The sequence below is a fragment of the Oleiagrimonas sp. MCCC 1A03011 genome (assembly GCF_003267965.1).
In the GTDB taxonomy this organism is placed as follows: domain Bacteria; phylum Pseudomonadota; class Gammaproteobacteria; order Xanthomonadales; family Rhodanobacteraceae; genus Oleiagrimonas; species Oleiagrimonas citrea.
In genome coordinates this window covers 376,023-391,056 of sequence record NZ_MSPY01000001.1, presented here as the reverse complement: position 1 = coordinate 391,056, position 15,034 = coordinate 376,023, and the positions used below count along the sequence as shown (strand labels likewise).

The following is a 15,034-nucleotide window of genomic DNA, read 5'->3' as shown; positions in this document are numbered from 1 at the left end:
CGAAGCCAGGGAAGATCATTCGGGGAGACGTCTCATGCATTCGAGCCTTCGCGCATTTCGCGTCCGACGAGGGATTCGGCATCGATGGATCGTGCGCTGGTGCGTGCACGGATGACGGTGCGGGAGTCCAGGCACGAGAATGAGAAGGGCGACGCTGCGTGGTTCAGGGATCGAGGTTCCGGGGAGACGTTGTCGTGCGCGCGGAATCGCGCGCACGGGGCGAGGCCATTCACCGGCGTCGAGGTCGCGGCATGCCTGCTCTCCGTGCTGGTCAATCTGGGCTTCGCGCTGTGGATGGTGCGCGCCCACCCGGTACGACCATGGAGTCGCACCGTGTCCCGCCGGAACGGTTCTCTGCGGTTTCGCTTCATCCGTGCACACCGTCCCGCGCCTCCGCCCGCCGTGCCGCCGTGGCCCGTGTCGGCAGCGCGCGCATTGCATGCGCGTCGCACGCCGCGCGCGCGAACCCGGCCCGTGGCGAACGCTGCCGGGGTGTCGCCTCCGTCCGCTCCTTCGCGGCATCGTCCGGAACATGCACCCAGGGCCATGGCGTCCTGGGTCATGGCTCCGGATCGCTTCGAGCCGCCAGCTCCCGTGCATGCCGGACCGACCGATAGCCATGCCCGGTCGCGTGGCGTGCCTGAGTTCACCCAGCCCGCCTTGCAGGGTTCTTCCGACCTCATGACGCGGGGTACGCACGGCATCACGGTAAGGAAAACCGTGTTTTCCCCCTACTGGACGCCACAGCACGTGGATGGCATCACCGAGTGGCTGCAGCATCTCGTGGACGCGACGGCCTATCACAAGACGTTCGATCTCGGGCACGGTATTCGCCTGCATTGCGCCAGCAGTCTTTTCGGCATCGGGGTGGTGATCGGCTGCGCGGGCGATCCGCCGCCGCCGCCTTCGAGCAAGAGCGGCGATGCGCGCCTGAGCATGGCGCCGGCCAAGCCGCTTGCGCCGGGTGCGGGGGCGACGGGTCATGCGCGGAAGGCCTCCGTCAGGACACCCGCCAGACCGCTTCTCGTGCGGGTGGATTGCGAGACGGCCCGCGTCTCGGGTGCGCCGCTGCCGCCGCATTGCGCACGAAAGCGGCGAGCGGATGCGAACGCGACATCCAGGTACGGCGGTGGTGGATGATGAGCACTGCCGCTGGTTGCCGGGCACTGTTAAGGTGTCCGGGATTGCCGGGTCCGTGTCGGATCTGCGCGTGTTACGGATCGCGGACATGAGGATGCCGAGTACCTTCATCATCCTTGACGTTGCGCCTCGCCTGCGGCGGGCGTGTTTCGGTGTGCGCGCATGAAATGGCTGGGCTATGTCCATACGCCGATCGCGGAGCATCACCGCTGGTCGCCGCATTCCCGTCGATCGATCTCCATCGGGAAGGGCACATTCAGTCGCACGACCCGGCTGATGCTGCATCAGATGCGCTGGCGGAAGCCGCCGCCGCAGCACGGTCTGAACATCACCGCCTGGGTGCTCTCGATTCTCGTGCATCTGGTGGTCGCGACAGCGATGCTTCTGGTGCGCCCGCCGCACTATGAGCCGCCGACGCCGCAAGGGCAGGACAATGCCATCCAGGTGCGTTTCATCGACAGCAGTCCGCCGCCTCCGCCGCCGCCACCCCCGGTTCCGCCGCGCAAGGCGACTCCAGTGAAGAAGCGGGTTGCGCAGCGCGCCGTGGCGACCCCGGCGCAGGCGCCGAATCTGGCGCCGATTCCCGTGCCGGCGCCGACTCGTCCGAAGATCGACGTGCGCATCGCGCGCACCGAGCCGAAGGTGGAGGAGAAACCGCAGCCGCTGCCGCAGGTGCAGCCCGTGGCGCAGCCGCCGGTATCGCCGCCGAAGCCGGATGCGCCGGCAATCGCAGTACCGCCACCGCCGAAGGTGGTGCTGGAACCCTCGAAGATGGCGCTGCCGCCGCCCGAGGTCACACTCGACCAGCAGACGACCGTGCCCTCGCCCTCGGTGATGGATCAGCCGATTGCCATCGACCGGCCCAAGCCGGTTCAGGGCGCGCCGAAACTCGACGTCCAGGCCGAGCAGGCCACACCGGCCGCCGTGCAACCGGTGCAGGCGTCGCCGCCAGCGTTGCCGCAGCCTCAGCCGCAGATCGATGTCGGCAAGGTATCGCCGCGGCAGCAGATTGCCGTGCAGCCGACGCAGAAACTGCAGATCGACGCGACCGCGGTCGAACCGACTGCGGCACAACCGCCGATAGCCGTGGCCGCGCCGACGGAGGCGCCGAGTCAGGAGTTGCCCGCCGCGCCGGTGCAAGCGCCCACGGTACGCATCGACGTGGTTGCGTCGACTGCGCCGAAAGTCGATTTTTCGTCCTCCCTGACCGAGGTCGAATCGGTGCCGGATATGCATGTCCAGCCGCCGAGCGTCACGCCGACGCCATCCTCTTCGGTCGCACCGGCGCGATCCAGCACGGTCGTGGCATCGCCGCAGCCGGACGACACTTCGTGGGCGCAGCAGTCGGACCGCTTCGGCAAGAAGCCCGTCACCCAGCCCGGACATGGAGAGGCCGCGCAGCGTCAGGCTGGAAAGGGAAGCCCGGACGGTGTCCCGGCATACATCCAGCGTCAGCCGCAGGGTAATTCCGACGTGATGACCCGGCGTTATCACGGCCTCGATTACAAGCCGACGATCTTCGACAAGTACTGGGCGCCGGATAACCAGGACGCACTCACCGCCTGGTTGCAGAATCTGGTCGATGCACTGAGCTTCAAGAAGACGTTCGACCTGGGGCGTGGCGTGCGCATTCACTGCGGTGGCTGGTTGCTGGGCTTCGGCTGCGGTGGCGATCCGCCCAGCGGACCGTCCGCGAAGAGCGACGATCCGCGTCTGAACATGGCGCCGGCGAAGCCGCTGGTGCCGGGCATGGGCGCGTCCACGGCGGCGCCGGCCGCGCCGGTATCGTTGCCGCAATCCTCGTCGCAATCGGTCGAGTGCGAGACCGCGCGGGTTTCCGGCGGTGTGCTGCCGCCGGGTTGCGCGGCGCCGAAGGGCGCGCGCAGTCACAATTGGTAGTGGGTTCGCCTACAGCTTGCGCAGCAGTTCCGGCATTAGCGGCAGGCGGCGCACGCGGATCGTGGTCGCGGCCGACACTGCGCTGGCCAAGGCCGGTGCCGCCGAGGGCATGGCGACGATGCTGGCGCCGGTTGGAGCCAGGTCGGAGGGGATGCTGATGACCTCGACTTCGTTGGGCAATTGCGCCATGCGTGCCAGCGGGTAATCGTGGAGGTCGGTCTGCACGATGCGACCGTCGCGTATCTGGATGATCTGACCGAGCGCCGTGGATATCCCGTCCACGGTCGCGCCCATCGCCTGCGCCTGCAGCCCCAGCGGATTGACCACGCGGCCGACATCGATCGCGCATACGGCGCGGTGAATACGCAACCGCTCGCCGCGCACGGACACCTCGAAGGCATGCGCGCAGTAGGCGCCGTCGATGTGGTGGAAGGCGATGCCCAGACCATGGCCGTTGGTGCGGCGCTTGCGCCAGTCGATGCGCACGGCGACCCGTTGCAGTACGTTCGCGAGACGGGCCGTGTCGATCGGGATGCTGGCCGCCATGCCGGGAAGCATGCGCGGTTCGCCGAGCAGTTCCATGCGCAGATCGAGCGGATCCTTGCGCAGGACGTGCGCAATCTCGTCGAGGAACATCTGCGTGGCGAAGGCGTCCACTACGTCGTGCCCGGCGCGGCTGGGTCCGCGCGGCAGTGGACTGTCGAGCTCGTACCAGGTCGAACTGAAATTCGGGATCAGGCCGGCGGGCAGGGCGTCGGGGTTGTTCTCGGAGGTCCACAGCCGATCCGCTGGCACCTCGCGTCCAGCCAGGACCGAGGCGCTGGCCTTGCGCACGTTCCAGCCGATCAGGCGTTTGCGGCGGTCCAGCAGCGCCTGCATGCGGTGCAGGGCACCGGGGCGGTAGAAATCGTGCTGCAGATCCTGGTCGCGGGTCCACATCAGCTTGACGGCGGTGCCGGTCGCCTTGGCCAGTGTCACCGCCTCGGCCAGAAAATCGTGGTCGAGGCGGCGCCCGAAGCCGCCTCCGGTACGCGGGACCTGCACGTCGATGCGGGATGCGGGCATGCCGGTCAGGCGCTGCACCACGGTCAGGGCTTCCTGTGGCGACTGCGTCGGGGTCACTACGCGGATGCGGTCAGTGTCGATGCGCACCAGGCAGTTCATCGGTTCGGCGGTGGCGTGGGCGACGAACGGCTGTGTGTAGAGCGCCTCGACGCGGTGTGCGGCCTTCTTCGCAGCTTCGGCGAAATCGCCGTCTTCGCGCACGTGGCGGGTCGGTTCGGCCTGGCTCTGCAGCAGATCGTGGGTACGCTGTTCCATGGCCGCCGTGGACGCATTCGCGTTCTTGCCCGGTTTCCAGGAAAGCTTCAGCGCGTCGCGTCCGCGCAGCGCCGACCAGGTGTCGTCGGCCAGCACCGCCACGCCGTTGGCGATGGGTGTGCTGCCCAGCGGCTGACCGGGTTCCGGCTGGAATTGAAGGACTTTGCGCACACCGGGGATCGCCAGCGTGGCCTGGGTGTCGATGCTGTCCAGCGTGCCGTCCGGCCAGGGGCAGTGCAGTACCACGGCGGTCAGGGCCTCGGCCATGTACTGGTCGATGGCGAATTTTTCCTCGCCGCGCACCATGGCTTCGGCGTCAACGTCGCCGGCGGGTCGACCGATCAGGCGGAAGCGGTCGGGCGTCTTCAGCGGCGGCGCGGTCTGCGGCGGGGCCTGGCGCAGGGCGGATTTCACCAGTGATCCGTAGTCGAAACGGCGGCCGTCCGGCGCGATCACGGCGCTGTTCTCGCAGCGCAGGTTGGCGGCCGCGACGCCGCTGGTCTGCGCCGCGGCCTGCACCAGCAGCCATCGCGCCAGAGCGCCGGCGGTGCGCAGGTCCTGCCAGGCGGCGGGAATGCTGCTGCCGTCTCCGCTGCGCTGATGGCCATAGCGCCAGTGCAGGCTGTCGTTGCCGCTGACCAGGTCGGGGCCGAGCGACAGCACTTCGACGCGAGTCCAGTCCGCGTCGAGTTCGTCGGCGATGATGCGCGGCAGGGACGTGTGCGTGCCTTCGCCGCAGTCCGGATCACGTGCGCCAAGGATCACGCGCCCGTCCGGCTCGATGCGCACGTAGGGGCCGAGACGCGTGACGGGATCGCCGAGCAGGGCCAGCGGTGTGTCGCCGTCGTCGGCGCGCGCCTGGCGAACGCCGACGATCAACGCGCCGGTCGCGCCGGCCATGACCTGCAGGAAGCGGCGTCGAGTCAGCGGTATGCGGGTGCTCATTTTGCGGCCTTCGCGTCAAGCAGTTGCGCGGCGGCGCGGTGGATGGCGCGGCGGATGCGCGGCTGGCTGCCGCAGCGGCACAGATTGGGCAGCGCGTCGATGTCGGCGTCGCTCGGATTCGGCTTGCGGCGCAGCAGATCCGCGGCGGCCATCAGCCAGCCCGGCTGGCAGTAGCCGCACAGGATTGCGTCCTCGTCGATCCAGGCCTGCTGCAGGGCGTGCAGACGACCGTCCGGACCGGCGAGGCCCTCGACCGTGGTGACGTCGCTGCCAGCCAGGGTTTCCATGGTGCGGGCGCAGGCCAGGGCGCGCTTGCCGTCGATCAGCACGGTGCAGGCGGCGCAGACATTGCTGTCGCAACCGTACTTGGTGCCGGTCAGTTGCAGCACGTCGCGCAGGTACCACAGCAGCGGCATCGCCGGATCGCCGGTATGCAGATAGGGTTCGCCGTTGATGCGGAGCGAGATCCCGCTGCGCGGCGGAACCCTGGTGATGGTGTCGGGCGGCGTCTGGACAGGTTGCGCTTGCACGTTGGGTACGTCCTCTGGCGTCGGCGTACGCCTATTCTTGCAGAGCCAGGCCGTTCAGCGGCTGAACCGGTGTCGACGCCGATCACGCCGCCGACCGGGCACCTGGGCGACAGACGTAATCGGGCGCTTGCGCGCCCTGCTGCATGGGACTCCGCGAACCATCCGCACAGCATGCGATGCGCTGCGAGTGCGGGCAACTGTCGCTGCCAAAGGCGTTACGGACACGTCCTTCGGTCATCATGCCTGTGGGAGCAGGAGTCCAGCGATTTCACGCCGATTGGAAAGAAAGACGCTGGTTATTCGCTTCGCTCGCCCCTCCCGGGCCATTCTTCGGACGCTCTGCGCGTTGCGTGCTTGTCCGGTTTTCGCCGGGGTGACACAAGAGGGGAGGCTTCCGAGGTTCCCATGCGGGACGATCAAAGCGGGGCGATCAGAGGTTCAGACGGCCCTCGACCACGACGACGCAGCGGCCGCCCACGGCCACGTGTCCCTCGGTGTCGACGCTCACCTCCACAATGCCGTCGCGGCCCACTTCGCGGCCTTGACTGGCGGTGTAGCGGCGACCGTAGTCGTCGAGTCCGCCCTCGGCATGCAGGTAGGCGGCGATGGCCGCGTTGGCGCTGCCGGTGACGGGGTCTTCGGGAATGCCGTCGGCCGGGCAGAAGGCACGCACGGCCATGTCCGCGCGGCCGTCGCGCTCGCGACCGAACACGCAGGCGCCGACCGCGTCCCGTTCCAGGCACAGTGCGGCCAGTGCGCCCATGTCCGGCTCCAGTGCGCGAACCGTCGCTGCGTCGGTCAGGTCGCAGGTCAGCCAGTGCGGGCCGTTGTCGATCATCTGCGGTGGCCGCGCGGCCGTTGCGCCCAGCGCGTCGTGGAGGGCGTCGGCCTGCGTGGTGGACAGCATCTGCATGCGGGCCGGCGGCGCCTGCACGCGGATTGTCCGCCGCGCATCGTCGCCCTCGACCTGCACGGGCAGCAGTCCGGCAGCGCATTCCTGCACCAGCGCCCCGCGCGCCGCGTCCACGCGCCCGCAGGCCAGCGCGACAAAGGCGCTGCCGACGCTCGGATGTCCGGCGAAGGGCAGTTCCTGCCGCGGCGTGAAGATGCGCACGCGGTAGTCGGCCTCGGGCGTGGTTGGGGGCAGCAGGAAGGTGGTCTCGGAGAAGTTGGTCCACGTGGCGATGCGTTGCATGGCGGCATCGTCCAGGTCCTCGGCGTCGACGATCACGGCCAGCGGATTGCCGTAGAGGGCGCGGTCGGTGAAGACGTCGATCTCGAAATAGCGTCGTGGGGTCATGGCGGAACGGTGCGCAGACGGGTGGCCTACAATACACGTGACGCTTCCTCGCCATGTCGCGGCCACCTCCGGGACATGTGAAAACGCTATAACCGTGATGATTGCGTTTTGCCACGCGCAGGGCACACTGGCCGGATGACCTTTTCCCCCACCATGCAACCGAAATCGTGAACGAAGCTGTCTCCACTTTGCCCGTCGACGCCCCCTGGGTGGTGATGAAGTTCGGCGGCACCAGCGTTGCCAGCGCCGAGCGCTGGGGCAATATCCGCGAGCTGGCCGCTGCGCGACGCGCCGAAGGTTCGCGTGTGCTGCTGGTGGTCTCGGCCCTGGCCGGGGTCACCGATGCGCTCAAGGCGCTGTGCGCCGAGGATGCCGTCGAGGCCCGCGTCGCGGCCGCGAAAGCCATCGCCACGCGCCATCACGAACTGGCGGCGGTGATGGGGCTCGAGTTGCCGGACACGGTGCGATCGCGCCTGGCGGATCTTTCGGCGCTGGCCGAAAACGGTCCCGACGCGGCCGATCCGCTGGCCTGGAAGGCCCTGGTTCAGGGGCACGGCGAACTGCTGTCGAGCGCGCTCGGCGCGGCCTTTCTTTCGGCGCAGGGCCTGGCGACGCAATGGGTCGACTCGCGCGAATGCCTGCGCGCCGTGTCGCTGCCGAACCAGAACGCCCGCACGCGCACGCTGTCGGCCACCGTCGATGCACAGCCCGACGCGGCGCTGGCCGAGCGACTGGCCGGGCAGGGCGACGTGTTCATCGCGCAGGGCTTCATTGCCCGCGACGAGGACGGTCGCTGCGTGCTGCTGGGTCGCGGTGGTTCGGATACTTCGGCCAGTTGTTTCGGGGCCGTGCTGAAGGCCGCTCGCGTGGAAATCTGGACCGATGTCGCCGGCATGTTCAGCGCCAATCCGCGTCAGGTGTCCTCGGCGCGCCTGCTGCGACAGCTGGACTACGAGGAAGCGCAGGAGATCGCCACCACTGGCGCCAAGGTGCTGCACCCGCGTTGCCTGTCGCCGCTGCGCGCACCGCGCGTGCCGTTGTGGATCAAGGACACCCATCACCCGGACATGGAAGGCACCGAGATCGGCCCGCAGGTGCGCGAGGCCGCGCCCAGCGTGAAGGCGATCTCGACGCGCTCCGGTATCACCCTGGTGTCGATGGAGTCGGTGGGCATGTGGCAGCAGGTCGGCTTCCTTGCCGACGTGTTCGACGCCTTCCGCCGCCACGGCATCTCAGTGGACCTGATCGGTTCGGCCGAGACCAACGTCACCGTGTCGCTGGACCCGACCGAGAACCTGCTCGATTCCGACGCCGTCGCCGCGCTCGCAGCCGATCTGGCGAAGGTGTGTCGGGTCAAGGTGATCGCCCCGTGCGCGGCAGTGACGCTGGTCGGGCGCGGCATGCGTTCGATGCTGCACCAGTTGTCCTCGGTGCTGGCCGAATTCGGCCAGCTGCGCGTGCACATGATTTCGCAGTCGTCGAACAACCTGAATCTGACCTTCGTGGTCGACGAGGACGTGGTCGACGATCTGCTGCCGCGCCTGCACGAGCTGCTGGTGCGCGCGGGCAGTCTGCGCAGCGACGATTCGCAGCTGTTCGGCCCCAGCTGGCAGGCGCTGTACGGCAGCGGCGAGCAGGACATCGCGCCGGCCTGGTGGCGCGGCGAACGCGCGCGTCTGTTGCAGCTGGCTGCCGAGCGCAGTCCGCGCTATGTCTACCATCTGCCGACGGTGCAGGCGCGCATCGACGGATTGAAGAGCCTGCGCGCGGTCGATCACGTGCATTACGCGATCAAGGCCAACACCCACGCGCGCATTCTGCAGGCGGTGGCCGCGTCCGGCTTCGGGCTGGAGTGCGTCTCGCCCGGCGAGTTGGCGGCGGCGAAGGCGGCCGCGCCGGAGGCGCCGCGTCTGTTCACGCCGAACTTCGCGCGCCGCGACGATTACGCCGCCGCGCTGGATGACGGCGCCACGGTCACGCTGGACGCGCTGCACCCGCTGGAACACTGGGGTGAACTGTTCGCCGGTCGCTCGATTATGCTGCGCGTCGATCTGGGGCGCGGCCTGGGACACCACGAGAAGGTGCGCACCGGCGGCAGCGGCTCGAAGTTCGGTCTGCCGCTGGATCAGTTGGACCGCTTTCTGGAACTGGCGCGCACGCACGACGTGCGCGTGCAGGGTCTGCATGCCCATCTGGGCTCGGGCATCCTCGATGCCGGCCACTGGGGCGAGGTCTACGCGCAGCTGGCGACGCTGGCCGAGCGCATCGGCAGCGTCGAGATTCTCAACATCGGCGGCGGCCTCGGCGTGCCCTCGCATCCGGGCGAGCAGCCGTTGGACCTGGACGCGCTGGACCGCGTGCTCGGCGAAGTGAAGGCGGCCTATCCGCAGTACCGTCTGTGGATGGAGCCGGGCCGTTATCTGGTCGCCGAGTGCGGCGCGCTGCTGACGCGCGTGACGCAGGACAAGCGTAAGGGCGGGCATCACTACCTCGGTGTCGACGCCGGCATGCACAATCTGATCCGTCCAGCCTTGTACGAGGCCTGGCACGAGATCGTGAATCTGTCGCGCCTGGACGACGAGGCCACCGCGCTGTATCAGGTCGTCGGTCCGATTTGCGAGACCGGCGACGTGCTCGGCAACGACCGTCGTCTTCCGGTCTCGGAGGAAGGCGACGTGATGCTGATTGCCCAGGCCGGCGCCTACGGCGCGGTGATGGCATCGAACTACAATCTGCGGGAAACCGCCGACGAGATCGTGATCGAATGAGTGCACTGAGCGACCCGCGTGAGGCCGCGAGCTTCCGTTTCGTCCGCTGCGGCTACGCCGATGGCGTGGCCGAGCTGGCCTATGCCTTCGACGACGGCCCGGAGCTGATCGAGCGCATCCGCTTTCCGGACGCGCCGGCGCTGCCGGAGGCGCGTCGCGGCGCGTTTGACGCCGCGTTGCGTCTGCTGCACTTCGTCGCCGGCATCAGCTACTACAAGGCCGGCGTGCCACCGCGCATCGTCGTCGATGGTGCTGCGCCGAACGCCGACACCGCAGAACTGCTGGATACGCTGTATCTGCATGGTCTGGCCGAGTTCGCCTACCGCAACGGACTGGATCTGCGCGAGCGCATCGCCTTCCCGCGCGACGGCGCAGCGCAGGCGCTGGCGGTGTCGCTGGATCTTCCGCGTCGCACGCTGGTGCCGATCGGCGGCGGCAAGGATTCGCTGGTCGCGATTGAGGCGATCAAGGCGGTCGGCGGCGAGGCCACGGCGGTCTGGGTCGGCAATTCGCCGCTGATCGCGCATTGCGCCGAACGCACCGGGTTGCCGATGCTGAACATCGGTCGCGAGCTGTCGCCGGTGCTGTTCGACTACAACCGCATGGGCGCGTGGAACGGCCACATCCCGGTGACGGCGGTGAATTCGGCGATCCTGGTCGTGGCCGCGATCCTGTACGGCTTCGACGGCATCGCCTTCGCCAACGAGCGCTCGGCCTCGGCTGCGACGCTGGAATACGAAGGGCAGGAGGTCAATCACCAGTGGAGCAAGGGCTTCGATTTCGAATGCCGGCTGCACGACTGGCTGCATCGCCACGTGGCCGCGGATCTGGATTATTTCTCGCTGCTGCGCCCGTTCGCCGAGCTGGCGGTGACGCGCGCCTTCGCGCGCCTGGGCGGCGACTATTTCGACGCCTTCTCCAGCTGCAACCGCAACTTCCGCATTCTCGGCCCCAAACCCGCGGATCGCTGGTGCGGACAGTGTCCGAAGTGCCATTTCGTGTTCCTGGCGCTGGCGCCGTTCCTGCCCAAACCACGGTTGATGGGCATCTTCGGTCGCAATCTGCTGGACGACGAATCGCAGCGCGCCGGTTTCGATGCGTTGATGGAGTATCAGGACCACAAGCCGTTCGAGTGTGTGGGCGAGGGCGCGGAAGCGCGTGCGGCCATGTACGCGCTGAGCCAGCGTCCAGAGTGGCGCGAGGATGCGCTGGTGGCGCGCTTCGCCGATGAGATTCTGCCGCAGCTCGATGCGACCGAACTGGCGCTGGAGCCGTGGCTGGATGCCGCCGATGCGCATCGCATTCCGTCCCGACTGGCCGGAGCGCTGGATGAAATTCGCGGTGCTTGAAGGCCAGCGCGTCGCGGTCTGGGGCGCGGGACGCGAGGGGCGCGCGGCATTGGCCGCGTTGCGTCAACGGCTTCCGGGTCAGGCGTTGACGCTGTTCTGTCGAGAGGGCGAGGCGGACGATCTGGCGGCGACCGATCTGACGGTGTGCGGCGAAGCGCCGGACGCGCGGGCGCTCTCGGTTTTCGACGTCGTCATCAAGTCGCCGGGCATCTCCGCCTACAAGCCGGAGCTGCTGGCCGCGCAGGCGCAGGGCACGACGTTCACTTCGGGCACGGCGCTGTGGTTCGGCGAGCGTCCCGACGCGCGCGTGGTCGGCGTCACCGGGACCAAGGGCAAGAGCACCGTCAGCGCACTGCTCGCGCATCTGGCGCGTTCGCTGGGCGTGCGCACGGCGCTGGCCGGCAACATCGGTCTGCCGCTGCTGGAGCTGCTCGATGGCGAGGCGGCGTTGTGGGTGATGGAACTGTCCAGTTTCCAGACCGGCGAGGCCGGGCCGCTGGAACTGGGCGTGATCACCAGCCTGTACGAGGAACACCTGGACTGGCACGGCTCGCGCGAGCGCTATGTCGCCGACAAACTGAAGCTGGCCGATGCGGCGCGCACGCTGCTGGTCAACGGCACGCAGCCGGACCTGCTGGCGCGCACGGCGGTGCATCCGCAGCGCATTGTCTTCGGCGCGGTGGACGGGTGGCATGTGGCCGACGGCGGTCTGTACCGTGGCGCGTCGCGCCTGTTCGAGGTCGCTGATTTGCCGCTCCCGGGCGTGCACAATGCACTCAATGCCTGTGCCGCGTTGACCGCGCTGGAGCAGATGGGGCTGGATGCCGAGGCTGCGCTGCCGGCCTTGCGTACCTTTCACGCCTTGCCGCATCGTTTGCAGCCGCTGGGTGAGCGCGACGGGCATCGCTGGATCAACGATTCCATCAGCACCACGCCGCAGGCTGCGCTGGCGGCGCTCGACAGCCTGCCGCGCGCGCGGACCGTGCTGATCCTCGGCGGTCACGATCGCGGCCTCGACTGGCGCGGCTTCGCCGAGGCGCTGCGCGAACGTCCGCCGCATGCGCTGGTAGTGCAGGGCGCCAACCGCGCGCGTGTGCTGGACGCCCTGCGCACGGCCGGATGCGCGACGACGCTGATCGAGACCGATACGCTGGACGCCGCCATCGCCCGTGCGCGCGAAGCGGCGCCGCCCGAGGGCGTGGTGCTTCTGTCGCCCGGCGCGCCCAGTTTCGATCAGTTCCGCGACTACACCGAACGCGGCCGCCGCTTCGCCGCACGGGCCGGTTTCGACGCCGCGCGCATCGCCAGCATCGAAGGACTCGGCATCGCCTGAGTCGGGCGTGATCCGGCGCATGTCGCGACATGACCGCGTTGCCTTGAGGCAGGATGTCCTGTGTCATGCACGTCCGCGATTGCAGGAAGTGCGGTCATCATGGCTTTCCCCTCATGTCTGGTTTCGATGTTGCGTACGTTGCCGGCATCACGGAATTCGACTGTCGAAAGGAGCACGGTCTGGCGCATCTCGCGCTGTGCTCAAGCCGGTTCGCAAACATGATCTGGCGGGTTCCGAAACGAAAAAGGCCGCGCATCGCTGCGCGGCCTTTTCGTTTTTGCGGTGGTGCGGTCTTACCAGATCTGCACGCGCTGATCCGGCTTCAAGTACAGCTTCTGGTCCGGCTGCACATTGAACGCCTTGTACCAGCCATCCAGGTTGCGCACCGTCTCGGCGCGGAACTGCGGCGGCGCGTGCACGTCGGTGTTCACGCGCTGACGCAGGGCGGCTTCGCGCATCTTGCTGCGCCAAGCCTGGCCGAAGGACAGGAAGAAGCGCTGGTCGCCGGTCAGGCCGTCGATCACCGGCGCCGGCTTGCCGTTCAGCGACTTGTGATAGGCGATGTAGGCGGCGGTCAGGCCGGAGACGTCGGCGATGTTCTCGCCCAGCGTCTGCTCGCCGTTGACGTGCAGGCCCGGTAGCGCGACGTACTGGTTGAACTGGTCGACCAGCTTCTGCGTAGCTTCCTTGAAGTGCTTGGCGTCAGCCGGCGTCCACCAGTTGTGCAGGCGGCCCTCGGCGTCGAACTGCGAACCCATGTTGTCGAAGCTGTGGCTGATCTCGTGACCGATGATCGCGCCGATGGCGCCGTAGTTGTGTGCCGGGTCGGCCTTCGGATCGAAGAACGGCGGCTGCAGGATCGCGGCCGGGAAGTTCAGCGCGTTCTCCAGCGGGATGTTCAGCGCGTTGACGGTCTGCGGCGTCATCCACCAGTCGGCGCGGTCGACCGGCTTGCCCAGCTTGGACAGGGCGAAGTCGTAGTTGAACTTCGACACCGCCATGGCATTGGCCAGCGGGTTGTCGGCGGTGACCTTCAGGCTGCCGTAGTTGCGCCAGTGGCCGGCGTCCGGATAGCCGACGAAGACCTTCAGGGTATCCAGCTTCTCCTTGGCCTTGGCGCGCGTGGCCGGGGTCATCCACTCCAGATGCTGCAAGCGCGAGCCGAAGGCGGCGACCAGGTTGTTCACCAGATCCTCGACCTGCTTCTTGGCTTCCGGCGGGAAGTACTTCTTCACGTACAGCTTGCCGACCGCGTCGCCCAGCGCGTAGCTGGTCGCGGCGATGGCGCGCTTGGCGCGCGGCTGCTGCTTGGGCACGCCGGTCAGGGTCTTGCCGTGGAAGTCGAAGGCGAGATCGGCGTAGGCCTGCGGCAGCAGGCTGGCGTGCTCATCCAGCGTGTGGAAGCGCAGCAGCGCGCGCCAGTCGGCCAGCGGCGCATCGGCGACCAGCTTGGACAGGCCGGCGAAGGCCTTCGGCTGCCACACGTCGATGACTTTCTGACCGCTCAGGCCGGCGGCCTTGAAGTAGGCGTTCCAGTCCAACCCCGGCGCTTTCTTGGCGAAGTCGCTCATTGACCACAGGTTGTTGGCCTTATGCACGTCCTGGCTGTCGACCAGGCTTTCCTGCGCCTTGGCGATCTTCATTTCCAGGTCGAACACGCGCTTGGCTTCGGCCTCGGCGTTCGGCGTGCCGGCCTGCTTCAGCAGGGCGGCGATGTAGGCCTTGTACTTGTCGCGGAAGCCGGCCATCGCCTTGTCGTTGGACAGGTAGTAGTCGCGGCTGGGCATGGTCAGGCCGCCCTGCAGCAGGTAGGCGATGTTGTGCGACGGGTCGGTCAGGCCCTGGGCCACGAACAGGCCGAACAGATGATCGGTGTGGAAGTCGGTGTTGTTGACCGGATCTTCGTCCTGGCGCAGGCGGCTGCCCAGCACTTCGGCGAGGTCCTTGCGCGACTTGATCTTGGCGATGGCGTCGAGTTCGGGCTGGATCGGCTTCAGGCCCATCTTCTCGATGGCCGCGGTGTCCATGTAGGCCGCGTAGTAGTCGGCGATCTTGCGGTTCTCGGTGCCGGCCGCCGGGTTGCTCTTGGCGGTGCCCTCGATGATGTCGTCGATGTGCTTCTGGGTGCGCTCGTAGATGGTCAGGAAGTTGCCGATGCTGGAGCGGTCATCCGGAATCTTCGCCGTCTTCAGCCACGCGCCGTTGGCGTAGTCGAAGAAGTTGTCGCCGGGCTTCACCGAATGGTCGATGCCGGCCATGTCGACGCCCGAGACGGGTTTTGCGGCGACGCTGGCGGTCTTGGCCGGCGCCGGAGCGCTGGCGCTGGGCTGCTGGCCCTTCTGGTCGTTGGACGACGGCGAGCAGGCGCTCAGCGTCATCGCGACCGCGGCGGCGAGAATCCAGGATGTGCGTTGCATGGTGCTTCACCTCGGCATGGAAAGTAGACCACC

The 15,034-nt window shown here is 68.0% G+C and carries 9 protein-coding genes; 5 read left to right on the top strand and 4 right to left on the bottom strand.

Annotation, left to right across the window (positions count from 1 at the left end):
- Positions 1-84 precede the first annotated feature (84 nt).
- Both BTJ49_RS15380 and BTJ49_RS01825 read left to right on the top strand, forming a co-directional pair.
- Positions 85-1,140, top strand: coding sequence for a hypothetical protein (locus tag BTJ49_RS15380; protein ID WP_146742233.1), 1,056 nt, complete (start codon positions 85-87; stop codon positions 1,138-1,140).
- A gap of 276 nt (positions 1,141-1,416) precedes the next feature.
- Positions 1,417-3,039, top strand: coding sequence for a hypothetical protein (locus tag BTJ49_RS01825; protein ID WP_146742232.1), 1,623 nt, complete (start codon positions 1,417-1,419; stop codon positions 3,037-3,039).
- Positions 3,040-3,048: 9 nt separating this feature from the next.
- On the opposite strand, the gene BTJ49_RS01820 is transcribed toward BTJ49_RS01825, so the two are convergent.
- The 3 genes from BTJ49_RS01820 to BTJ49_RS01810 all read right to left on the bottom strand — a co-directional run bounded on the left by BTJ49_RS01820 (position 3,049) and on the right by BTJ49_RS01810 (position 7,134).
- Entirely contained in the window at positions 3,049-5,304 is a 2,256-nt protein-coding gene (locus tag BTJ49_RS01820) for a molybdopterin cofactor-binding domain-containing protein (protein ID WP_113063641.1), read from the bottom strand.
- Positions 5,301-5,834 (bottom strand): (2Fe-2S)-binding protein, encoded by a 534-nt coding sequence (locus BTJ49_RS01815; RefSeq protein ID WP_113063640.1) that lies wholly within the window; start codon positions 5,832-5,834, stop codon positions 5,301-5,303. Before BTJ49_RS01815 ends, BTJ49_RS01820 begins: the two co-directional genes overlap by 4 nt.
- A gap of 430 nt (positions 5,835-6,264) precedes the next feature.
- On the bottom strand, positions 6,265-7,134 hold the full coding sequence (locus BTJ49_RS01810) for a PhzF family phenazine biosynthesis protein (RefSeq protein ID WP_113063639.1): 870 nt from the start codon (positions 7,132-7,134) through the stop codon (positions 6,265-6,267).
- Positions 7,135-7,349: 215 nt separating this feature from the next.
- Here BTJ49_RS01810 and BTJ49_RS01805 point away from each other — a divergent pair, with 215 nt between their 5' ends.
- The 3 genes from BTJ49_RS01805 to murD are packed head-to-tail and all read left to right on the top strand — an operon-like array spanning position 7,350 to position 12,584.
- A complete protein-coding gene (locus tag BTJ49_RS01805) occupies positions 7,350-9,902 on the top strand; it encodes a bifunctional aspartate kinase/diaminopimelate decarboxylase (protein ID WP_113064003.1) in 2,553 nt (850 codons plus the stop codon).
- A complete protein-coding gene (murL, locus tag BTJ49_RS01800) occupies positions 9,899-11,251 on the top strand; it encodes a UDP-N-acetyl-alpha-D-muramoyl-L-alanyl-L-glutamate epimerase (RefSeq protein WP_113063638.1) in 1,353 nt (450 codons plus the stop codon). The genes BTJ49_RS01805 and murL overlap by 4 nt, the downstream gene beginning before the upstream one ends.
- Positions 11,232-12,584: a UDP-N-acetylmuramoyl-L-alanine--D-glutamate ligase gene (gene murD, locus BTJ49_RS01795; protein WP_113064002.1), complete on the top strand. Its 1,353-nt coding sequence runs from the start codon at positions 11,232-11,234 to the stop codon at positions 12,582-12,584. The genes murL and murD overlap by 20 nt, the downstream gene beginning before the upstream one ends.
- Before the next feature lie 293 nt (positions 12,585-12,877).
- Here murD and BTJ49_RS01790 read toward each other — a convergent pair whose 3' ends face one another.
- Entirely contained in the window at positions 12,878-15,001 is a 2,124-nt protein-coding gene (locus BTJ49_RS01790) for a M13 family metallopeptidase (protein WP_113063637.1), read from the bottom strand.
- Positions 15,002-15,034: the final 33 nt, after the last annotated feature.